Genomic DNA, 21726 nt, shown 5'->3' on the forward strand with positions numbered 1-21726 from the left:
ACCCAATTATAATTGAAAACGTAATTTACTACAGGGGGTAATATCGTTCACAATGAAAAAATTTTTTTTGATTATCTCATCGTTACTATTAATTTTAACAGCTTGTAGTACAGATGGGTTTGTCTCATCTAACTATGAGCACATTGAAACAATGGAAAATGATTTAGGTGATAGTGCTCAGGTCTACACAGTGGAAAACAAAACTGTAAAAGAAGTGGCGCAAGAAATTATTGCTAATGAAAAGCCAAAGTATGTTTCGAAAGAAAGTGATACAGAAATGTTTATTCTGTATCCTCAAAGTTCCAATGAAGAATTTATCCAAATCACTCAGGATCCAATAAATTCAAATCATACAGTTGTTGAGGTAGCAAATGAAGATTTTGCTGAAAATAGTTATGATTTCTCTTTACTTGAAGCAATGGGTGTATTAGGTGTTGCTGCTACGCTTTATGGTTGGAATAAAGCAGATTTTGATAATAAGAAAAAAAGAAGTGGTTACAGAGGATACGTAAGTGCTTTTAGCAATAATCCTGCTAATTTTCAAGAGGAAGAAGGCTCGAGTTCTTCAGGATCTGGCGGTAGAGGCTTTTCAGTGAACATTGAAAAAAAATCATCAGAGAGCGGCTCCATACGAAGCGGGAGTACAGTTCGTGGCGGTGGCCCAGGAACAGGGAAATAGGGGGATATGGTTTATGTTTAATGAAATTTTAGATGTACAAGAAGTATTACATACGCTTCTTTATTTTGTTGTTTTATTAGGTGTAACAATCATTTGTATGTTTATTTTTGAAATGATTACACCGTATAATGATCGGGAGCAGTTACTAAAAGGAAATAAAGCTGTTGCCATTCAGTTTTTTGGAAAAATAATAGGGATTACGTTAATTATGAAATCAGCTATTGCTACGAATGATTCTCTTCTTGGTGCGGCAATTTGGGGTGTTATTGGTTTTGTACTTATGCTAATTGGTTATTTTATCTTTGAGTTTCTCACTCCGCGCGTTCGTGTTGATAAAGAAATTGAAAGTGGAAATGTTGCGGTAGGAATTATCGCTGCAAGTATTTCCTTAGCAATAGCATTAATAACATCGGGAGCTATTTCGTAGAAGAACTTGCCAGCGCAGGTTCTTTTTTCTATGAAACAATGAAAGTATATTTTATTCTGATTAAATGAAAAGAGTTTATCTCGTTTTATCGGACGGTAAGTATCTCACCTCAATATTCAGAGAGAGCGAGGAATATAGGTGGAAGATAACTGCCCGTTAAAGCCTGATTGGAGCGGACTTTCCATCAGCGGGGCCTTCACTGGTGGAAGTTCTACTTTATTAAAGGAGTGCAGGTATGACAGAAAAGGAAAAATCGATTCAGAAAAGAAGAATCTTCACTTCATCAGGGATTGTATCAATTTGTGGCATTGTATATCAGGTTTTATATGGAGCGGCAGGTGGATATTTGTTTGGGGATTCTACGCTTTTTTATTGTTTAACGATAGGGCTCTTTTTAAGTGGCATGGGTATTGGAGCGATGCATAGTGAAAAATTTCATCGTCACTTATTATCGACGTTTATTGTAACAGAATACCTTATTGCCATTATTGGTGGATTTTCTATTTTTATGGTTTTCTTTATGCAAGCTCACTTTGGTGACGGGACAGCTAAAATTATCTTATATTCCATTATTGTTGTCACAGGTTATTTAACTGGTTTAGAATTACCGCTTTTAATTCGGAAATCAGAAGAAATTAATGCTGATTTAAAGGAATCTACTGCAAAAGTGCTTTTCTTTGATTATGCGGGCAGTTTAATCGGAACCGTGACGTTTGCTTTATTATTGAGACCAATGTTAGGTCTTATTAAGACAGCCTTTTTCATTGCGCTCATCAATATCCTTGTTGCGGTATGGTTAAGCTTTGTCTTTAAAAAAGAAATGAATCAGGTTTACTTACGAGTTACTGGCATGATTTTAACGATTATAATAGCACTTGGTTTTCTGTTTGGAGAAAGATATGCGTATACATTAGAAAATAAGTTATATCGAGATCCGGTTGTATTAAAAAAGCAAACAAAATATCAAAAAATTATTATGACGAAAGGCCCTGGAGATATACGGTTATACCAAAACGGACAGCTGCAATTCTCAGAGGCCGATGAACATAGATACCATGAAGCTTTAGTACATATTCCGATGTCTCTCGCTCCTAAAAAACAAAATGTTTTAGTATTAGGCGGGGGAGATGGTTTAGCGACGAGAGAGATTTTAAAATACAAAGAGGTAAAAAGAATTACTTTAGTTGATTTAGATCCAGAGATGATTAAGCTAGCTAAAGAAAATCCTCATTTACTACGATTAAATCAAAATTCATTTCGTTCTAGCAAAATGAATTTTGTTAATGATGATGCATTCAACTTTTTAAAACAAACGAATGATTTTTATGATGTAATCATCATTGATTTACCCGATCCCAATAATGAGGCACTGAATAAACTTTACACATGGGAATTTTACAGTCTTGTTAGAAATCATTTATCTCAGGAAGGATTTGTTTCCATCCAATCTACGTCACCAGTATTTGCAACAGAAGCTTTTTGGACAATTAGTAAGACAGTAAAATCTACAGGACTATATGCAAAAAATTATCATTTAGATATCCCTTCATTTGGAAATTGGGGATTTACAATTGCGTCTAGAGAACAATTTAAAATAAATAGTATGAAGCTTACTGTAGATACGGAATATTTGGCAGAAGAAATGATTCCATCTCTATTTCAATTTGGGAAAGATGAAGATGAGATAATCACAAAGAATGGGGAGGTAATTGAATTACCGGTTAACCGTTTGAATGAGCCCAATTTATTAGACCTATATGAAAAGGGATGGAATTACTATTAAAAAAGCATCTATTTGTAGATGCTTTTTTATTTGGCTTATTATTGATGCGCTTTCCCCTCAGATACATTTTGAGTAAGGCGATACCAAAGCCATAAATCGTTAATGATGGAGGCAAGATCAGCAATTTCAGAATTGAGGCTACAGGAAATTTCAAAGTTTTCTTCGTTATTTAAACGATGTTGTTTTTGATTAATATGATATTCAAGTTTTTTTATACGATCAGGTATTTTTCCGCGAATTTGTTCCCACTTTAATAAAATAGCATGCTGCATTTTTTCAGGGATATCTTCCCATTCTTCTTGTAGTTCAGGTACTTCTATTCCTAGGTGTTCATCGTATATAAAATATTGTTCCATATAGACACCCCCATTTTCTGTTTCCATTGTATCGAAAAAAAGAAAGAAGTTCGACGGAATTGTTAGAAATTTTTTTGCTAATATCCCTTGATTCATTTTGTAAAAGGTGTTAAAGTGTGAATTAATATTAATAATAATGAATATTTATTCTTTGGGGGGATATGAAAATGGAGAAGAAAAAAGTTGTTCTAGCATATTCCGGAGGTCTTGATACTTCCGTTGCAATTAAATGGTTACAAGAGAAAAATTATGATATCATTGCACTTTGTTTAGATTTAGGGGAAGGTAAAGATTTAGAGTTTGTAAAAGAAAAAGCACTTTCAGTAGGTGCAATTAAATCTTATATGATTGATGTGCAAGAAGAATTTGCGAATGAATATGCATTGATGGCTCTGCAAGGTCATACGTTATACGAAGGAAAATATCCACTTGTTTCGGCATTATCGCGTCCATTAATTGCAAAAAAACTAGTAGAAATTGCGGAGCAAGAAGGAGCAAGTGCTGTTGCACATGGATGTACAGGAAAAGGGAACGACCAAGTTCGTTTTGAAGTTTCTATTCAAGCATTAAATCCGTATTTAGAAGTGATTGCGCCGGTACGTGAATGGAAATGGTCACGTGAAGAAGAAATTGCGTATGCAAAAGAAAATGATGTACCAATTCCAATCAATTTAGATAGTCCGTTTTCCATTGACCAAAACTTATGGGGACGTAGTAATGAATGTGGAATTTTAGAAGATCCATGGGCAGCACCTCCAGAAGATGCATATGAAATGACATTAGCATTAGAAGATACACCGAATAAACCAGAGTTTGTGGAAATTGGATTTGAATCAGGGGTACCAACAACATTAAACGGCACTTCTTATTCACTTTCAGAACTTATCAAAACGTTAAATTCGCTTGCTGGAAAACACGGTGTTGGACGTATCGACCATGTAGAAAATCGTCTTGTTGGGATTAAATCACGTGAAGTGTATGAATGCCCAGCGGCAATGACATTACTTACAGCGCATAAAGAATTAGAAGATTTAACACTTGTAAAAGAAGTCGCTCATTTTAAACCGATGATTGAACAAAAATTAACAGAATTAATTTATAACGGTTTATGGTTCTCACCTTTAAAACAAGCACTTGCTGCTTTCTTACAAGAAACACAAAAATCCGTAACAGGCACAGTACGTGTGAAATTGTTTAAAGGTCATGCAATTGTAGAAGGACGTAAATCAGAATACTCTCTATATGATGAAAAATTAGCGACATATACAGTGGATGATGAATTTAACCATGATGCAGCAGTTGGCTTTATTTCTTTATTTGGTCTTCCAACAAAAGTATACAGCCAAGTGAATCAAAAGAAGGTGAAAGCGTGAGCAAACTTTGGGGAGGTCGCTTTACAGCAGAAGCAGAAGAATGGGTCGAGGAGTTTGGAGCTTCCATCTCCTTTGACCAGCAATTAGCGAATCAAGATATTGAAGGTAGTATTGCGCATATTACGATGCTGGCGAAACAGGGAATTGTAACAAAAGAAGAAGCAGAGAAAATAAAAGAAGGTTTACAACATTTACTAGATGAAGCAAAAGAAAATAAGCTTGCGTTTTCTGTCCAAGCTGAGGATATTCATTTAAATATTGAAAAGATGTTAATTGAAAAAATCGGTGAAGTAGGAGGCAAGCTTCATACAGGCCGAAGTCGTAACGATCAAGTTGCTACAGATATGCACTTATATTTAAAGGAAAAAGTGCAGGCCATCATAAAGGCTGCGAAGAAGTTGCAGAAGGTTCTTGTTCATCAAGCAGAAGAGAATATTGAAACGATTATGCCGGGATATACACATTTACAACGTGCACAGCCAATTTCGTTCGCTCATCATGTACTTGCATATTTTTGGATGTTAGAGCGCGATGTAAATCGTTATGAGGATTCACTGGGGCGTATTAATATTTCTCCGCTTGGCGCAGGTGCTCTTGCAGGGACGACATTTCCGATTGACCGTGCGTATAGTGCGGAGCTTCTCGGCTTTGAAGGAATCTATGAAAATAGCTTAGATGCGGTAAGTGACCGTGATTTCATATTAGAGTTTCTTAGCAATTCATCCATATTAATGATGCATTTATCTCGCTTTTGTGAAGAACTCATTTTATGGAGCAGTCAGGAGTTTCAATTTATTGAAATGAGCGATCAATATGCAACAGGAAGCAGCATTATGCCGCAAAAGAAAAATCCTGATATGGCTGAACTTATTCGTGGTAAAACAGGAAGAGTATACGGCAACCTATTTAGTTTATTAACGGTAATGAAAGGTTTACCGCTTGCTTATAATAAAGATTTGCAAGAGGATAAAGAAGGAATGTTTGATACGGTGAAGACAGTGGAAGGCTGCCTGCACATTATGGCTGGTATGCTAGAAACAATGACTGTAAATAAAGAAAAAATGGGGCAAGCCGTGAAACAAGACTTCTCTAATGCAACAGAAATTGCTGATTACTTAGCAAGCAAAGGGCTTCCATTCCGTCAGGCACATGAAATTGTCGGAAAGCTTGTTCTTCATTGCACACAAAAAGGAATTTATTTATTAGATGTACCGCTAGAAACATATCAAGAGATGAGTCCGTTATTTGAAGAGGATTTATATGAAGTTCTTTCTTCTTATGCAGCAGTGAAACGTCGTAATAGTGCAGGTGGGACAGGGTTCGAACAAATTCAAAAAGCGCTGGAAAAAGCGAAGGTGCTAGTGGGAGAGACCGTAAATTTATAAGGATGAGAAGAGGGTAATCTGTTCTGTATAGGAGCATATTACCCTCTTTTTTGTATATATCATATTTTTATACAGATGTTTATCTAATATTTAATTTTCTATATTTTAGGAAATGAGTATGGTATCCTTTTATAATATAGAGAAAAAAGGTTCAAATTTTTTTGTTGTTGATCATGAACGATATTTGTACTTGATAGGAGAATGTATGAAAAAGATAATTTTTATTCTTGTACTACTAATTAGTTTAAGTTTTAACGCGAAAATTTTTCTGGTAGATAAATATATGTATGTAGGAGAACGTGAAAAACGAGAAGAAGCAATTATGCTAACAATGTGGCACTTACAGGAAAAAGGATATAAAGAAAGTGATATTTTATCAATAAAACCGGCCTTTTATAGTAAAGAAGGTTCTTATGGTATGAATGTAATGTTTAAAGATGAATCTAATGAGTCGTATACTTATAAAGTTTGGCGGGATCCTAAGACAAATAAACCCTCTGTTCATCAACAAACAAATGCACGAGGTGGTATGGGCGGAAAACACCAAGAGCTTAAATAGTAAAGAAAGTGTTGAGTGGATACTTGAACTTTGAAGTGTAAAATCGATATAAATAGAATGATTTCTCATGAACATGAGAGGATACTAAGTTCTGTCCAGGAACCAAGTATCCTCTTTTTTATTATATTTCCACTAGCAAAAGATATAAGTATGCTAACGGAAAAAAGGAGTTTCGTAATCTTAGGTTGAAATTTGGATAGATGGAAAATTTAGTAATGCAAGGAGCGTCCATTATGCCAACTTATTAAAGAGTTTACTTCAAATGAAATTCAAAAAGAATAGAGAGGTAATACTCTATGTTATCTATAAAAGATATTGAATTACAGATAGAGGAACAAGTGCAAAATAAACCAGTGTTTGTAGATGAAGATCAGTACTATCCTTGTTTCCCTATCACCTCTTCCATATTTTATGCAGGAGAATACGGACTTCTTCGGTTTACAAAGAATTTAGATGAAACTTCAGTCTTATCTATTCAAGATGCCTGGCATTTGGAATATGTAGGAGAAGAAGTAAAGATAAAGTGAAACTTAAACTTAAATCAGTGGGGGATTCAGCCCTCACTGATTTAGTGCTTTTATACTTCTATACTACGTGCATGCATCGTTTTATAGATATTTTCAATGATTAAAAAATGATGGTTCTCATGTATCGCTAAAAGTTGAATGGCTTGAATTAGGTTTGGATACTTAGCGATTGGATCCAAAAATACAATGTGCCCCGCGATATTTTCTTCTATATTCTGAACGCATACTTTGATTGCATTTGTTTCGTTCACTAGCAATCGTTCTAGTTCTTTACCATCCATAGAATAATAGATTTTTTTTGATGGTACTAGAATCCAAGGAGCTTTCATTCCTTTACCGTTTTTTTTCTTGTATTCTGCATAGATGTCATGTATTTCAGTTGCAAACGGGGCATTTCTTCTTATCTTGGCATAGGGAAGAAGTGTCAAAGAAAACTTAATTGCAACTTTTAGCATTTTTGTAATTAAGTACAGGTGGTAGAGATGTTCCCCAATCGACCATTTCCCATTTTCATTTCGATGCCATAGTTCTTCTTGCGGAAGTGATTGTAGTTTAGGGAGAAATTGAGATCTTTGCTGATGTAATGTATGGAAATGTTTTGCGATACTTTCAGATTTCATTTATTAGACTCCTCCATTCTATTACGCGCCAAATCTTCAAGCGTATGAAAGGTGATGCTTCAGCGATACGGTGAGATGAATTTATGTATTCATTCTGATTTTCCTAATTATACCATTAGTGTGACTGTTTTGTGTTTCAGGAGGGGGAATTAATGCTAAAACAACTCTTCATATGAGGTCGTATATTTGAAAATCTACGTTAACCGTACCGACATAGGAGTAAGAAAAAGGAGAGCGCATGATACGATGTACTCTCCTTTTATTTTTTAGAAAACATGTTCATGTAAAGCTGGCTTGTCAATCTGGAAATACTATGGCAGTATATAAGGAACATCCCTATTTCTTGTGAATTTCAATTTCGTAATTGTTATGTTTACGAGGATATAAGAAAGGGAATTGAAAGTAATTTTTATAATGGAGGAAATAAAAAAGTATGCAAAACTTACCAAACTGCCCGAAATGTAATTCAGAATATACTTATGAAGATGGAAGTCTTTTTGTTTGTCCAGAGTGTGCTCATGAGTGGGCTTTAGAATCAGAAACTGAAAACAGTGAAGGTAAAAAGGTTGTTAAAGATGCAAATGGAAATATTTTAAATGATGGTGATGCTGTAACAGTAATCAAAGACCTGAAAGTAAAAGGAACTTCATCAGTTATAAAAATAGGTACAAAAGTAAAAAGTATCCGTTTAGTTGATGGAGATCATGATATTGATTGCAAAATTGACGGTTTTGGAGCTATGAAATTAAAATCTGAATTTGTTAAAAAGGCATAAAGATAATCATATAAAAGTGATTGAAAAGACGTTCAGTAAGGTGATTTTGTCACGTAATGAATGTCTTTTTATTATGAAAAAAGAGGATATACGTTTGTATATCCTCTAATAAGTGTAATGTTATGTCATTTTTCCTTATTCATATTTATGTCTGTTTTCTGTAATACGAATATACTCAATATCCATCAAATCACGGAGGAGTGCACCATGGCTCAGCTCAACGCCATGTTTTTCTTTAAAATGCGAACAGATCGTATCGAGCATTTCCAGCTCTTCATCATTTACATCTAAAATAATTCGTTCGTGATCTCCCATGTAGTAGCCCTCGTTTCGTTTTTTCTTAGCGTAACCGAAATTTCCTTATTGTATAACAATACCTGTATTTTATATGTTAACATTTCGTTATTAGGACATTAAAAAAGAAGGGAAGATGAAGTTGTTTTATAGGTTTGTTATTATTTTATATACGGCTATTATACTTAAATATGCTTTTCCTGCCATTGTTACTTTACAATATATAAAACCTACGTATATCGCCCTATTTATTTTTTGTATACTTGTAATGGATTGTTGTATTTCACTCTGGATATATAGAAAAAAGCAGAAACAAAATGAACAAGAGAGGCAACGGACAAAGCGAAAAAAAACGTTTTGGATGATGACATATGTTTTTGTTTTTCCAATAGTTCTGAGTTTTGTAAGTGAACGTATAGCGGAAAAGGGATTCGATTTAAAGCTTGGAGCAATAATGTTTTTCTATTATTTCTTTTTTCACTTTATTCCTTATATGAGTGAAAAGAATGGGGAAGATGAGGATCCTTTTGAAAAAGATATAAAGGAACAAGAGGATAGAATAATAGAAGAAGAAATGGAGCAACTTGCTAAACAAAAATGGTATTTCAATTCAACACTTATCTTCATTCTTTGTTTGGTTACACCACCAATTGGTTATTTATATGTAGTTCTTTTACGAAAAAAAATGACATACTATGCGAAAATGAGTTATTTGACACTTGCAACCATTACAATGGGATTATGGGCAATGAAGTTTTTACCGTCATCCTTATATGCAATTGTCATAGTCTGTATAGCATGTTTTATATTTATTGGAAAATACATAAAATAAAAAAACACCAAGTCTGCATAAGACTTGGTGTTTTCGTTATTTATTAAATGTCACCTTGCTCTTCTTCACCACGAACAACAAGGACATCGCATTTTGCATAGCGAATAATATGTTCAGAGACGCTACCGATTAAGAATCGTTCTACAGCGTTTAAACCAGTTGCACCACACATAATTAAATCTACTTTTTGTTTTGGAGCAATTTCTTTTGAGATTTTAGATTTTGGATTACCGAATTCTAATACAGTTTCTACTTTTTCAAGGCCAGCTTCAGTTGCAGTCTTTTTGTAGTCTTCTAATAAATCTTCTGCAAAGAGATTTGCCCGCTCAGCGATTGCGCGGCTATATGCCTCTACAGCAGAGTATGCTTTTACATCAACGATATGAGCGATTGTTAATGTTGCGTTGTTGCGCTTTGCGACTTGAATTGCTTTTTTAAAGGCTTTTTCTGCTTCTTTGGAACCGTCCACTGCAATTAAAATATTTGTATATGTATTATTCATAGTAGATTCCTCCCAATTCGTTTTTATAAGCTTTTACAACTTAATTATAAAACAAAATATGGTAACGTGCTTGCCAGAAACGTTACAGAATTTTGAAAACTCTGTTCCAATTCTTTTTAGTTGTAATTGTAGGGAGAACTTGTTACATATGAAGTATAGCAATTTAAAAGGAGGCATGTTTGTGAGACACGCGCTCATTACGGCCGGTACGAAAGGTTTAGGAAAGCAAGTAACAGAGAATTTATTAGCTAAAGGATATTCAGTAACTGTAACATATCATAGCGATATGAGTGCTGTAGAAACAATGAAAGAAAAGTATAAAAATATAGAAGAACGTCTACAGTTTGTGCAAGCAGATGTCACGAAAAAAGAAGATTTACATAAAATAGTAGAAGAAGCGATTAGCCGTTTTGGCAAAATTGATTTTTTGATTAATAATGCAGGTCCTTATGTGTTTGAACGTAAAAAGTTAATTGATTACGAAGAAGATGAATGGAATGAAATGATACAAGGGAATTTAACAGCAGTGTTCCGTTTATTAAAACTTGTCGTTCCCATTATGAGGAAGCAGCATTTTGGTCGCATTATCAATTACGGATTTCAAGGGGCAGATAGTGCACCTGGCTGGATGTACCGTTCTGCATTTGCGGCTGCAAAGGTAGGACTTGTTTCGTTAACGAAAACAATTGCCTATGAAGAAGCGGAATATGGCATTACAGCGAATATGGTTTGTCCAGGAGATATTATTGGTGAAATGAAAGAGGCGACAATTCAGCAGGCGCGTACGATGAAAGACATTAGAACACCAATTGGTAGATCTGGAACAGGTGAAGATATTGCTCGAACAATTTCGTTTCTATGCGAAGAAGATTCCGATATGATTACAGGCACAATTATAGAAGTAACAGGGGCAGTTGATGTTATTCACCGATATCGACAAAAATAGATAAAGTGAAACTTCCATCATTGGGGAGCTTTATCCCTCAATGATGGTTAGCCCTCACCAATCGGGCATTTATGGATAGTGTATCCCCCACCTGATTTTGGGGCTTTTTCATCTTGAGAGGGGGATATTACTGTCCGTTAATGCGGGGCAAAATCTATCGGAAAACTCGCATTATTTTTTGTCAAATATTGAGATATTATGTTAGAATATAAGAGCGTAGAAAGCGCTTTAAAAAATGATTCAGGGGTCATTTCATAACTCAAGGGGGAATTAATAATGCGTATCGGTATTCCAACAGAAATTAAAAACAACGAAAACCGCGTGGCAATGACGCCAGCTGGTGCTGTACATTTAGTACACAATGGTCATGAAATTTTTGTTCAAAAGGGTGCAGGTTTAGGATCTGGCTTTACAGATGAAGAGTACGTACAAGCTGGAGCAAAACTTGTTGAAACTGCTGAGGAAGCATGGAATCAAGAGATGGTTATGAAGGTAAAAGAGCCAGTAGAAAGCGAATATGGTTATTTCCACGAAGGTTTAATTTTATTCACATACTTACACTTAGCTCCAGAACCAGAATTAACAAAAGCATTAATTGACAACAAAGTAGTATCAATCGCTTATGAAACAGTACAATTAGACAATCGTTCTTTACCACTACTTGCACCGATGAGTGAAGTAGCTGGTCGTATGTCTGCACAAATCGGTGCGCAATTCCTTGAGAAAAATAAAGGCGGCAAAGGTATCTTACTTGCAGGCGTTCCAGGGGTAAAACGCGGTAAAGTAACAATTATCGGCGGTGGCCAAGCTGGTACAAACGCAGCGAAAATCGCAGTAGGCTTAGGTGCTGACGTAACAATTATCGACTTAAGTGCAGAACGTCTTCGCCAATTAGATGATATTTTTGGCAATCAAGTCAAAACATTAATGTCTAATCCATATAACATTGCAGAAGCTGTAAAAGAATCTGATCTTGTAATCGGTGCAGTATTAATTCCAGGTGCAAAAGCTCCAAAACTTGTAACAGAAGAAATGATTAAATCAATGGAGCCAGGTTCTGTTGTAGTAGATATCGCGATTGACCAAGGTGGTATTTTCGAAACAACTGACCGCATTACAACTCATGATAACCCAACTTATGAAAAACACGGCGTTGTTCATTATGCAGTTGCAAATATGCCTGGTGCGGTTCCACGTACATCAACTCTTGCATTAACAAACGTAACAGTACCATATGCAGTACAAATTGCAAACAAAGGCTACAAACAAGCTTGCCTAGGCAACTCTGCATTATTAAAAGGTATTAATACATTAGATGGTTATGTAACATTTGAAGCAGTTGCAGAAGCACACGGCTTACAATACGCTGATGCGAAAGAGCTTCTTGAAAAAGCTCCTGCTTTATCATAATAAATATTAGATGAGGCCCTCCTTGTGATAAGGAGGGTTTTTTGTTTGGAAATTTATCGGAATGGAATTTTTTTCTTGTTAATACGATTCCTCTTATGATAGTTTGAAATTATATATGTGAGATAGATTTTAGAGAGGGGATAAAATGGGGAGAAAAAGTAGCAAGAAAAAACAAATAAGAAGGCAGAAATATATAAAGAAAAAGCAGGAAACGAATATATCATTTCAAAAGAAGTTGGTTCTTAGTATAGAGAAAATAGCCAGATATATTAGTATGGTCATTTATGTAATCGTATGCTTTTTTGTGTTAGGTGTATTTTATCAGATAGAGATAAGACCTGAATTTTTGGAAGACATCTTACAGGGCATTGCTTTTTTGGTACCATTCGGTATGTTTTTTGTAGTGTTTGATAAAGTATGGCCAAGCCGTGAAAGTGAAAAAGATAAGAAAAGAAAGCGGAAAAGGAAACGCTCTTCCTATTCCTCCAGCTCATCAAGTGGATTTGTAAATTACAGCGATAACGATTGTAGTAGTGCAAGTGATAGTGGGGGTGGAGATTGCGGAGGTGGTGGGGATTAAAACTGAAAGTAATTTACTTTGAAATGTTTTATTTTTCAGAATGATGAAAGGCAAAAATAGATTTGGAAAAAACGAGATCATTAGAATGGAATAGAACGTCGCGAAAAGGGTGCATAGCAATGAACTTAGCAAAAGAGTCAGAAGAAAAAGTACAAGAGAACAGTGAACTGAATGAAATGAAAGAAGCAATTGTTAAATTAGAACAAAGTGTACAAGAGTTAAAAGAAGAAGTAAAAAAGGTAAGGAAGAAAAAGCAGGAAAAAGATATTGATTTTGGAACAATCGGCTTTTGGGTTTGTATGATGATTATTGCACTTGGATGGTTTTGGGGAAAATAATAAATCACTAGGGGATGAGGAGAACAATGGAGAAAGTGAATCTTTTAGAACTCACAAAAGATATTACAGAAAGGCACAAAAATTTTGTTGTATCGAATGTGAATAGTCATTGTTTACGAATTGCTGTGTTTACGGGGGAATATGATTGGCATCTTCACTCGAACTCGGATGAATTATTTATAGTACTCGAGGGAGAATTACTTATCGATTTTCAAGATAAGGATACAGCTGTATTAAAACCAAACGATTCTATTTTAATTCCAGCCGGTACCGTTCACCGAACAAGGGCACTACAGCGCACTGTTAATCTTTGCTTCGAAAACTTAGATGCGGATACCGTTATTGTGGAGAACGTATGAGAAAGTTAGCGTTAGCAGAATATCATACGATTCTTCCAGTTTTAGAAGATAACAAACAGACATCTACTTTTGCTTATGCAGTATGTGATCGAATAATAGATGGTGAGATTTTTGTAAATGAGAGATTAACAACAGGAATGATTGCGACTGCTAATGGCATTTACTATCTGTTTGGAGATACACATGATCAGGAATTTCAACACACTTTGTTTTCTTATATTGAAAATGATGTTTTAACAACGGAGAAGCGATTCACATTATTTGTTTCTAGCATAGAGTGGGAAAGCATTATTGAAAATCATTTCAAGGATTCTTTTAGAAAAATCCCTCGAAAAAAATTTCTATTTCAGAGAGATATCTTTGAAGATAGAAAAAGAGAATTAGAAGATTCTACATACAAAGTTAAGCGGATTGATAAAAACATAATCGAAAAAAGTACTGAATTTACGGAACAGTATTATACAGAATATTGGGGATCAAAAGAAGTGTTTTTGAAGCGTGGTTTTGGATTTTGTATTGTACAAGATCAAAAGGTAGTGGCTGAATGTGTCTCAATTTTTAGAAGTAATGGTTTTGCTGAAATTGATATCGCAACAGATCCAGACTATCAAGGAAAAGGGCTCGCTCGATTAGTCGCAACTTATTTCATAGAACATTGTATACAAAATAGTATTACGCCGTGCTGGGATTGTAATGTGGATAATATACCCTCACAAAGACTTGCTAGTAAACTAGGTTTTGACCATCCAATGGAATATGTTTTATATGTACGTAAGAAAGTAGAGGGATAAAACATGAATGTCGAATTAACAAGATTCAAAGTGAAGCCAGGGAAAAGTCACCGTGTTGATGAATGGATGAAGATGCTAAATGATCATATGAAAGAAGTGTTATTGACATTAAACGACGAGAAAATGTATGTAGAGACAATTTTCCGGGAAATAAGAGATGGAGAAGAATATTTGTATTGGTATTCTGTCCAAGGAGAAGGCGGGATAGCTATCGAAGCTTCTCGGCACGAAGTTGATAAAAAGCATTTGGAATTTTGGTATGAATGTATTGATGAGGAAGCACCTGCTGACCATATGAAAACAGAAGTTGTCATGATTCAAGATGTTGTCAAAGATGCGATGAAATAATAAAATAGTATTCTTTGTATATACGAAAAAGCACACCAGAATAGATGGGCTTTTTTATTTGTGAAAAATTTTCAGCAGAAACTTGTATACATTTCAAGCTCTCAAACGTTGAGTATATAGGAAGGAGAGCAGAATGAGTCATGAAACGTTTGAATCATTATTAATAGAAAAGTCAATATAAAGAATATCTCACCTCGAGATTTACCGATCTACGGCGTAGTCGTAACAGGAAAAACAGAGGATTTAAAAGATTTACAAAGTTCACCGTATATAAAAGCGGCTGTAAGAGGTGTAACAGTTGAGAAATATTGATTACGAAACATTAATTAGAATAATCTGAAAATTTATGGTATAATATGGAGAAAAGGGGGCCTATATGAAGCAAATACATGGAGCAATCTACATCTACATAACAATGTTTTTCATTGGAGCGTCTTATGGTTTAGGGCATTTATACTCGCACCCGATTTTAACTTTTTTGAGCGGGACATGTATGGCCATTGCGATTTGTATACACTTTTTCTCAGTTTGGATTGTAAAGTTTCAACTAAATATTAGTGAGATGGAAGAAGGCACTTTTTAAGTAGCCTTCTTTTTTAGTAGTATCTGTTTAACTCTTTTAATAATATTTCAATTTGTTTCTCCGCTTCTTCACACATGGATAAGGTTCTTAATCTAAAGAATAGGCTTCGTAAGAATGATTTTACATTTCCATACAACGTTTCATAAGACACGATAGATAATTCTGCTTTTTGAATTTGCATTTGATTAACTAAGGAATGTAAGGCTGCAATGAGTTCTTTTTCATCTAAACCATTTTTCAGCATGGCAATGATAGGAGTGATAATTCGCTCATCTTCTTCGTACTTGTAATACATTGTATGCACATTTATCTTTTCTAACAAGGTTTGTAGTATTTCAGGATAATGGAAGACTTCAAGTTTCGGGTTTATAACAAGTTCATCGAATGTATCTGAGACGTGAGCGATGCTGTGAGCCCAACCTCGGTCGTTAACATATCCGCGAAAATCATGTTCTTGGTTCATATATAAAATTAATTTGTCTTTCACATCTAATATGTCAGACGGTGATAAGAAGTTATGTTTTGTATCGGCGTTTATGATTAAAGCAATTAATAGTGCTGTAAATGATCGGGTGAACACAGCATCTTTATCTTCTGTAGTGATTTTATAAAATAAATATTGTTCGCTTATACTTTGTGATAATAAGTGCTGTAATTGAGTTTGTGTAATATGGTCATTTATGATGAGGTGCCAAAAGGTCGTACAGATTAATTTGTCTCGTAAATAGCCGTCTGGTGTGCCGATATGTTGGAGCATTTTTGAACTTAAATCATGAATGTCTATCGTGGAATCTATGGCGTATTGGTTAGCTTTTATTTCTTCTAATTGTTTTTGAAGTTGTTGCATGTAATCTCCCCTTTTTATTTAGAAAATTCTGTATTTAAATATTATGATAGAAACGGAGAATATACAAGAAATAAATGCCTTTCTTCAACAAATCAATCATTTATTGAGGATTTCAAAAAAACGATTAGAGACGAACAAAAAATGTTAGAAATAGGATTGATTAATGAGGTTTCTATAATGGAGGCATGAAATGAAGAGAAACACATGGATGTTGTGTGTGTATGTTTTATTTACCGTTTCTTTCGTGATATTAACAGCATGTACACGTAATGAGCAAGCTGAGAATGAGCCGGTGAATATACAACAACAAACAGAAAAAGGTGTTATGGAAGGATACGTTATAGTGAAAAATACAACTGTATATTTCATTAGTAACAAAAAGTTCAAAACGAAAAAAGGGTTGCAGGAGTATGTGGAGCTACAACAACATTTGGATACCCCAGCGGACACGATTCTACATTTTGGTGATAAAAATGCATATAAACAGTTGAAATCAGGATATAAAATAAAAGTATGGTTTTCTAAGATACTTGAAAGTTACCCAGGGAAAATGACTGTTAATCAGTTTGAAATCGTAGAGAAAAATGGTATTTAAAAAAGGTAGCGTATTCGCTACCTTTTTTCTTATTTTACAAACTGTAATTCTTTTGGGAATTTCGTTAAAATTTCTGATCCGTCTTTCGTGATGTAGATATCATCTTCAATACGAACGCCACCTACGTTTGGTACGTAAATACCTGGTTCGATTGTGAAGACCATGCCTTCTTTTAATAGAGACTCGTTTCCTTCTTTTATATCTGGATATTCGTGTACGCTAATGCCAAGTCCATGACCAAGACGGTGCGGGAAGAATTCTCCGTAACCTGCATCTGCGATAACAGAGCGAGCAGCATTGTCAATTTCGCCAAGTGTAACGCCTGGTTTACAAGCTTCAACCGCTTGTAATTGTCCTGCTAGTACAGTGTTGTAAATACGTGTTTGTTCTTCTGAAAGATCGCCAAATGCGACTGTACGTGTAATGTCAGAGCAATAACCGTCAATGATTACACCTAAGTCAAATAGTACGAAGTCACCGCGCTTCATTTTGTTTCCGCCTGGGATACCGTGTGGCAAGGCAGAGTTTGCACCTGTTAATACCATTGTGTCAAAGGACATTTTATGTATACCTTTTTTCTTCATTTCATGTTCGATGATTGCTAACACTTCTAATTCGCTGCGATTTTCTTCAATTGCATTTACACCGATTTCAACAGCATAGTCTGCCATGTGGGCTGCTTGACGCAAAATAGAAAGTTCTTTTTCGTCTTTAATTAAACGAAGTTCGCGTACTTTTTCTTCAGCGGATTTGAAAGATGCTTTCGGGAATAATTTTGTTAATTCTTCATAGCGCTCTACATTTAAATGTTCTTTTTCAATTGCCACTGCATTTACATCAATGCCGCGATCTGCGATTGCTTTTGCAATCATATCCCATGGTTTGTCTGTATCAGTAAATCCGATAATTTCATGTGCCCAGCCAGCGTTTCTAGCTTGACCTTCTTCCATTTTAGGACAAATTAAAATTGGTTCTTTTTCTTGGAATACAAATAGACCGAGTAGTCTTTCGTGTGGTTCGCAATGGAAGTTTGTCATATAGAAGACGTTTGGTGTAGAAGTTAAAAATGCAGCTTCCACGTTCTGTTCTTGTAGCCATTGCATTAAGTTTTCTAATCTAGTATTCATAAATTCGCACCTCCGAGATTTTAATTACATATATAACTTTACATCGGATGAAAGTGTTATGACAAGCAAATCGCTGTTTGAAAAGACAGGAAATTGTGAAATCATGTAGAATAGAAGGTGTGAATGTGAATAAGGAGGAATGTAACAATGAAAGTATCCTATCACGGGCATTCAGTTGTAAAGATTGAAACGAATGGAAAGGTTATCTTAATTGATCCGTTTTTAACAGGTAATCCGAAAACAGATTTAAAGACTGAAGATGTTAAGGTAGACGCGATTATTTTATCGCACGGCCATGGTGATCATGTCGGCGATACAGTAGCACTTGCGAAGAAAAATAATGCAGTTGTTGTAGCGCCGTTTGAACTCGCAACATTTTTAGGGTGGCAAGGTGTAAATACACATCCGATGCATATCGGCGGTTCACATGTGTTTAATTTTGGGAAAGTGAAATTTACACAAGCATTCCATGGGTCTAGTTATATTGATGAAGAAAACAAGACGATTACATATACAGGAATGCCAGCTGGAATTTTATTTACGGCAGAAGAGAAAACAGTGTACCATGCGGGAGATACTGCCTTATTTTCCGATATGAAGTTAATTGGTGCTCTTAATAACATTGATGTAGCATTTTTACCAATTGGTGATAATTTTACAATGGGACCAGAGGATGCAGTGTTGGCTGCGGAATGGATTGGTGCTAAAACAGTTGTGCCGATGCACTATAATACGTTCCCAATTATCCAGCAAGACCCGCATCTTTTTGTCCAAAAACTAACAAGTAGTACAGGTAAGGTATTAGAAGTTGGAGAAAGTATTACACTATAAAAAAAGCAACCCTTCATTTGAAAAGACAAGTGAAGGGTTTTTTATGTGTGTAAAACAGGTTTGAAAGTCTGTGCTTGTTTTGGTGTTTCTTTTATTTCCAGTAATGTTTGTTCCGGTGTTTCATTTAATTCCATTGCAATTTTTTTGCCATCAACGAAAGCTAAAAATACAGCACCTACAACTTCTAAAAATTTTTTCATTTTCATTCGCTCCTTCGTTTGATTTCTTGTCTTTATTGTATCTTGGAACTAGAAAACAAACCATCGAATGAGATGACAATAGTCTTACACTGGTGTAAGAATGTGACTGATAGAATGTAAGGGTCATTTTTGTTATAAAAAAAATAGTACAGATACATAAAAGTACAGTGTAACAGTTTCGGAAATATAGTATACTAAAAATACAACACATGAAGAATTTAGGGAAAAGAAAGTATGGTGAAACCATTTGGCTACCAAACATAATCAAATTTTAGAACATATTAATAGCCTGCCGGTAGGGCATAAAATTTCTGTGCGCCAAATTGCAAAAGATTTGAGTGTAAGTGAAGGAACGGCCTATCGTGCGATTAAAGATGCAGAGAATAAAGGGTATGTTAGTACAATTGAACGTGTCGGAACAATCCGAATTGAACAAAAGAAAAAGGAAAATATTGAAAAACTAACATATGCCGAAGTGGTCAATATAGTTGATGGCCAAGTGCTTGGCGGAAGAGAAGGGTTACATAAAACATTAAATAAATTCGTGATTGGGGCCATGAAATTAGAAGCGATGATGCGCTATACAGAAGCAGGGAACTTGCTAATTATCGGTAACCGTACGAATGCACATCAACTAGCATTAGAAGCAGGAGCTGCAGTATTAATTACAGGTGGATTTGATACAGAAGATCATGTGAAAAAGTTAGCAGATGAATTAAAGTTGCCGATTATTTCAAGTAGCTATGATACATTTACTGTAGCAACGCTTATTAACCGTGCCATTTATGATCAGCTTATCAAAAAGGAAATTGTACTCGTTGAAGATATTTTAACGCCAATTGAAGAAACGTTATATTTAAAACCTAGTGATAAAGTAGCGCAATGGCATGCGTATAATAAAGAAACAATGCATGGGCGTTATCCAATTGTAGATGAAAATAAAAAGGTATTAGGAATTGTTACTTCAAAAGATATGATTGGCATCGCAAAAGAAACACCAATTGAAAAAGTGATGACAAAGCAACCGATTACAGTGAATGGGAAAATGTCTGTTGCAGCGGCAGCGCGCATGATGGTATGGGAAGGGATTGAACTTCTTCCTGTTGTCGATGAAAGCAACCGATTGCAAGGGATTATTAGCCGTCAAGATGTACTTCAAGCATTGCAAATGATTCAACGTCAACCGCAAGTTGGAGAAACGATTGAGGATATCGTCACAAATCAATTTGTGACTCCGAAAGAAGCAAAGAATGAACACAGTTATCAATTTTCTGTGACACCACAAATGACGAGTTCATTTGGAACATTATCATATGGTGTATTTACAACCGTTGTCACAGAAGCAACAAATCGCGCCATCCGTGCGCAGAAAAAAAGCGATTCAATTGTTGAGAATTTAACAATTTATTTTGTAAAGCCGGTGCAGATTGATAATGTTGTTTCTGTACATCCAAAGGTATTAGAAATCGGTCGTAAATTTGGAAAGGTAGATGTAGAAGTGCGTCACGGAGGAGAGGTTGTTGGGAAAGCGCTATTAATGGTGCAGCTGATTGACCGATAAGTATGGAAAAAAGCTGAATGAAGAATCCCTTTTATGGTGAGATGTTCATTCAGCCATTTTTTTATAAAAGTGTATGAATACAGCTAATAGTAATGAAATGGTGGGGAAGATTATATTTCATGAAGTAAAGGTGATAGGAGAATCGGGATAGTAATGTTTCGTATGCCAAATTTCGTATAGAGCGTTTAGAATGAGCGTGATGATAGGAGCTAAGAAAATTTTCTTCATGATTAACGCATAAACCTAAACCAATGACGATAAAAGGAACAATGCACAATTACATAAGAAACGGGTTAATTTTGTTAATCCAAACGCTAACACCTCCCTTTATTTGGTAGTTCAATTGTAGTATAATTGAATTATCAGATAATTGATATATATAAAGAAAAAAGGATGGTGTTCACTATGTCATCAGAGTTGCTCTTTTTTGGTGGTGTTGCATTGTTTTATTTTCTTGCCATGATACCTATTCAGTATCTTTACATTGAAGGACTAAATGAGCAAAAACAACGAACAAAGCTTTCACAACAAGAGTTGTATAAAAATATGTCTTTTGAAGAAGAACAATTACATTTTCACGTGCAAGGAAATCTTTTTAATATTCCACCTGCATTTGTTGCATATATGATTTTAAAAATAAAACAATGTAAAAAGCATCAGCATTTATGCTGATGCTTTTTACATTGTTTTATACGCTTCTGCTTCTTCGACTGCAAGAGGTGAGAAATGTTTATACTGACGGAATCCATTAAAAATACTCGCACCACCAAATAAGATAAATAACACGCCAACGATAATACGTGCGGTAGAGAGTTCTAAGAAAAATTGGTTTGCACCAAATAGCGCAACGAATACACCGAGCGCCATTGCGGATTTTCCAGCAAGCCATCCTTTTTCCATCGGACGATTTGTACGAAAATATTTTGTTTTATAGAAGAGATACAACATAAATGAGATGATAATACAAAAGACTAATACTGGCATGATATGATCCTCCGTTAGTTTGTATTTAGGTAAATTTAAAAATAAAACCCCATCGTTTTAGTTGGGAGAGAGGATCCGTCCATGCATAGAGACGGTCAGATCCTGTTTTAGCCC

29 protein-coding genes and 1 pseudogene are annotated in these 21726 nt (G+C 35.1%); 22 read left to right on the forward strand and 8 right to left on the reverse strand.

Annotated features, from left to right (window positions below; genetic code table 11):
* Positions 1-52: 52 nt before the first annotated feature.
* The 3 genes from BPMYX0001_RS19645 (at position 53) to BPMYX0001_RS19655 (ending at position 2889) form a co-directional block, all read left to right on the forward strand.
* Positions 53-679, forward strand: coding sequence for a DUF4247 domain-containing protein (locus BPMYX0001_RS19645; protein WP_033799138.1), 627 nt, complete (start codon positions 53-55; stop codon positions 677-679).
* Between the two features lie 13 nt (positions 680-692).
* Positions 693-1106, forward strand: coding sequence for a DUF350 domain-containing protein (locus BPMYX0001_RS19650; RefSeq protein WP_006096142.1), 414 nt, complete (start codon positions 693-695; stop codon positions 1104-1106).
* A 235-nt stretch (positions 1107-1341) separates the two neighbouring features.
* Positions 1342-2889, forward strand: coding sequence for a polyamine aminopropyltransferase (locus tag BPMYX0001_RS19655; RefSeq protein WP_006096143.1), 1548 nt, complete (start codon positions 1342-1344; stop codon positions 2887-2889).
* Positions 2890-2927: 38 nt separating this feature from the next.
* Here the strand turns inward: BPMYX0001_RS19655 and BPMYX0001_RS19660 are convergent, their stop codons facing one another.
* The gene (locus BPMYX0001_RS19660) at positions 2928-3245 is read right to left on the reverse strand and encodes a radical SAM protein (RefSeq protein WP_018781605.1); all 318 of its coding nucleotides are present in this window, start codon (positions 3243-3245) and stop codon (positions 2928-2930) included.
* Between the two features lie 167 nt (positions 3246-3412).
* On the opposite strand from BPMYX0001_RS19660, the gene BPMYX0001_RS19665 reads away from it, so the two are divergent.
* From BPMYX0001_RS19665 to BPMYX0001_RS19680, 4 genes are all read left to right on the forward strand, one after another.
* Positions 3413-4618, forward strand: a complete 1206-nt coding sequence (locus BPMYX0001_RS19665) for an argininosuccinate synthase (protein ID WP_018781606.1) — start codon at positions 3413-3415, stop codon at positions 4616-4618.
* Positions 4615-6003, forward strand: coding sequence for an argininosuccinate lyase (argH, locus tag BPMYX0001_RS19670; protein ID WP_018781607.1), 1389 nt, complete (start codon positions 4615-4617; stop codon positions 6001-6003). Before BPMYX0001_RS19665 ends, argH begins: the two co-directional genes overlap by 4 nt.
* Positions 6004-6208: 205 nt before the next feature.
* Positions 6209-6562 carry a DUF3139 domain-containing protein gene (locus BPMYX0001_RS19675; RefSeq protein ID WP_033799713.1) on the forward strand — a complete coding sequence of 118 codons (354 nt, stop codon included), beginning with the start codon at positions 6209-6211 and terminating at the stop codon, positions 6560-6562.
* A gap of 296 nt (positions 6563-6858) precedes the next feature.
* Positions 6859-7089 (forward strand): hypothetical protein, encoded by a 231-nt coding sequence (locus BPMYX0001_RS19680; RefSeq protein WP_006096148.1) that lies wholly within the window; start codon positions 6859-6861, stop codon positions 7087-7089.
* Between the two features lie 50 nt (positions 7090-7139).
* Here BPMYX0001_RS19680 and BPMYX0001_RS19685 read toward each other — a convergent pair whose 3' ends face one another.
* Complete coding sequence (locus BPMYX0001_RS19685; RefSeq protein WP_006096149.1) at positions 7140-7709, reverse strand: DinB family protein; 570 nt, start codon at positions 7707-7709, stop codon at positions 7140-7142.
* Between the two features lie 433 nt (positions 7710-8142).
* Between BPMYX0001_RS19685 and BPMYX0001_RS19690 the strand changes: the two genes are divergently transcribed.
* On the forward strand, positions 8143-8484 hold the full coding sequence (locus BPMYX0001_RS19690; RefSeq protein ID WP_003201064.1) for a zinc ribbon domain-containing protein YjdM: 342 nt from the start codon (positions 8143-8145) through the stop codon (positions 8482-8484).
* A gap of 135 nt (positions 8485-8619) precedes the next feature.
* On the opposite strand, the gene BPMYX0001_RS19695 is transcribed toward BPMYX0001_RS19690, so the two are convergent.
* The gene (locus tag BPMYX0001_RS19695; protein ID WP_000502255.1) at positions 8620-8799 is read right to left on the reverse strand and encodes a hypothetical protein; all 180 of its coding nucleotides are present in this window, start codon (positions 8797-8799) and stop codon (positions 8620-8622) included.
* Positions 8800-8914: 115 nt separating this feature from the next.
* On the opposite strand from BPMYX0001_RS19695, the gene BPMYX0001_RS19700 reads away from it, so the two are divergent.
* Positions 8915-9610, forward strand: coding sequence for a hypothetical protein (locus BPMYX0001_RS19700; protein WP_033799139.1), 696 nt, complete (start codon positions 8915-8917; stop codon positions 9608-9610).
* A gap of 43 nt (positions 9611-9653) precedes the next feature.
* On the opposite strand, the gene BPMYX0001_RS19705 is transcribed toward BPMYX0001_RS19700, so the two are convergent.
* Positions 9654-10112 (reverse strand): universal stress protein, encoded by a 459-nt coding sequence (locus BPMYX0001_RS19705; protein WP_006096151.1) that lies wholly within the window; start codon positions 10110-10112, stop codon positions 9654-9656.
* Positions 10113-10260: 148 nt separating this feature from the next.
* On the opposite strand from BPMYX0001_RS19705, the gene BPMYX0001_RS19710 reads away from it, so the two are divergent.
* The 9 genes and pseudogenes from BPMYX0001_RS19710 to BPMYX0001_RS19745 all read left to right on the forward strand — a co-directional run bounded on the left by BPMYX0001_RS19710 (position 10261) and on the right by BPMYX0001_RS19745 (position 15467).
* On the forward strand, positions 10261-11058 hold the full coding sequence (locus tag BPMYX0001_RS19710) for an SDR family oxidoreductase (RefSeq protein WP_003208709.1): 798 nt from the start codon (positions 10261-10263) through the stop codon (positions 11056-11058).
* 276 nt (positions 11059-11334) lie between these two features.
* Entirely contained in the window at positions 11335-12468 is a 1134-nt protein-coding gene (ald, locus tag BPMYX0001_RS19715) for an alanine dehydrogenase (RefSeq protein WP_006096152.1), read from the forward strand.
* 145 nt (positions 12469-12613) lie between these two features.
* On the forward strand, positions 12614-13048 hold the full coding sequence (locus BPMYX0001_RS19720; protein WP_006096153.1) for a hypothetical protein: 435 nt from the start codon (positions 12614-12616) through the stop codon (positions 13046-13048).
* Positions 13049-13167: 119 nt separating this feature from the next.
* A complete protein-coding gene (locus BPMYX0001_RS19725) occupies positions 13168-13386 on the forward strand; it encodes a hypothetical protein (RefSeq protein ID WP_006096154.1) in 219 nt (72 codons plus the stop codon).
* A 26-nt stretch (positions 13387-13412) separates the two neighbouring features.
* Positions 13413-13745 (forward strand): cupin domain-containing protein, encoded by a 333-nt coding sequence (locus tag BPMYX0001_RS19730; protein ID WP_003201081.1) that lies wholly within the window; start codon positions 13413-13415, stop codon positions 13743-13745.
* Positions 13742-14536 (forward strand): GNAT family N-acetyltransferase, encoded by a 795-nt coding sequence (locus BPMYX0001_RS19735; protein WP_006096155.1) that lies wholly within the window; start codon positions 13742-13744, stop codon positions 14534-14536. The genes BPMYX0001_RS19730 and BPMYX0001_RS19735 overlap by 4 nt, the downstream gene beginning before the upstream one ends.
* A 3-nt stretch (positions 14537-14539) precedes the next feature.
* A complete protein-coding gene (locus BPMYX0001_RS19740; protein WP_033799140.1) occupies positions 14540-14884 on the forward strand; it encodes a DUF6176 family protein in 345 nt (114 codons plus the stop codon).
* Positions 14885-15061: 177 nt separating this feature from the next.
* Positions 15062-15196 (forward strand): annotated as a pseudogene (locus tag BPMYX0001_RS32720) (anti sigma factor C-terminal domain-containing protein); the annotation flags it as partial.
* A gap of 64 nt (positions 15197-15260) precedes the next feature.
* Entirely contained in the window at positions 15261-15467 is a 207-nt protein-coding gene (locus BPMYX0001_RS19745) for a hypothetical protein (protein WP_018764479.1), read from the forward strand.
* A gap of 13 nt (positions 15468-15480) precedes the next feature.
* Here BPMYX0001_RS19745 and BPMYX0001_RS19750 read toward each other — a convergent pair whose 3' ends face one another.
* Positions 15481-16314, reverse strand: coding sequence for a DUF2785 domain-containing protein (locus BPMYX0001_RS19750; RefSeq protein WP_006096158.1), 834 nt, complete (start codon positions 16312-16314; stop codon positions 15481-15483).
* Positions 16315-16504: 190 nt separating this feature from the next.
* Between BPMYX0001_RS19750 and BPMYX0001_RS19755 the strand changes: the two genes are divergently transcribed.
* Complete coding sequence (locus tag BPMYX0001_RS19755; RefSeq protein ID WP_033799141.1) at positions 16505-16909, forward strand: DUF3221 domain-containing protein; 405 nt, start codon at positions 16505-16507, stop codon at positions 16907-16909.
* A 29-nt stretch (positions 16910-16938) separates the two neighbouring features.
* On the opposite strand, the gene pepQ is transcribed toward BPMYX0001_RS19755, so the two are convergent.
* The gene (gene pepQ / locus BPMYX0001_RS19760; protein ID WP_006096160.1) at positions 16939-18036 is read right to left on the reverse strand and encodes a Xaa-Pro dipeptidase; all 1098 of its coding nucleotides are present in this window, start codon (positions 18034-18036) and stop codon (positions 16939-16941) included.
* Between the two features lie 147 nt (positions 18037-18183).
* Between pepQ and BPMYX0001_RS19765 the strand changes: the two genes are divergently transcribed.
* Entirely contained in the window at positions 18184-18867 is a 684-nt protein-coding gene (locus BPMYX0001_RS19765) for a metal-dependent hydrolase (RefSeq protein ID WP_006096161.1), read from the forward strand.
* Between the two features lie 41 nt (positions 18868-18908).
* Here the strand turns inward: BPMYX0001_RS19765 and BPMYX0001_RS33240 are convergent, their stop codons facing one another.
* The gene (locus BPMYX0001_RS33240) at positions 18909-19067 is read right to left on the reverse strand and encodes a hypothetical protein (RefSeq protein ID WP_078211643.1); all 159 of its coding nucleotides are present in this window, start codon (positions 19065-19067) and stop codon (positions 18909-18911) included.
* Between the two features lie 247 nt (positions 19068-19314).
* On the opposite strand from BPMYX0001_RS33240, the gene BPMYX0001_RS19770 reads away from it, so the two are divergent.
* Both BPMYX0001_RS19770 and BPMYX0001_RS19775 read left to right on the forward strand, forming a co-directional pair.
* The gene (locus tag BPMYX0001_RS19770) at positions 19315-20628 is read left to right on the forward strand and encodes a DRTGG domain-containing protein (protein ID WP_006096163.1); all 1314 of its coding nucleotides are present in this window, start codon (positions 19315-19317) and stop codon (positions 20626-20628) included.
* A gap of 405 nt (positions 20629-21033) precedes the next feature.
* Positions 21034-21300, forward strand: a complete 267-nt coding sequence (locus BPMYX0001_RS19775; RefSeq protein WP_006096164.1) for a DUF3949 domain-containing protein — start codon at positions 21034-21036, stop codon at positions 21298-21300.
* A 6-nt stretch (positions 21301-21306) separates the two neighbouring features.
* Here the strand turns inward: BPMYX0001_RS19775 and BPMYX0001_RS19780 are convergent, their stop codons facing one another.
* A complete protein-coding gene (locus tag BPMYX0001_RS19780) occupies positions 21307-21612 on the reverse strand; it encodes a YtpI family protein (RefSeq protein WP_006096165.1) in 306 nt (101 codons plus the stop codon).
* Positions 21613-21726: the final 114 nt, after the last annotated feature.

The organism is Bacillus pseudomycoides DSM 12442 (assembly GCF_000161455.1).
In the GTDB taxonomy this organism is placed as follows: domain Bacteria; phylum Bacillota; class Bacilli; order Bacillales; family Bacillaceae_G; genus Bacillus_A; species Bacillus_A pseudomycoides.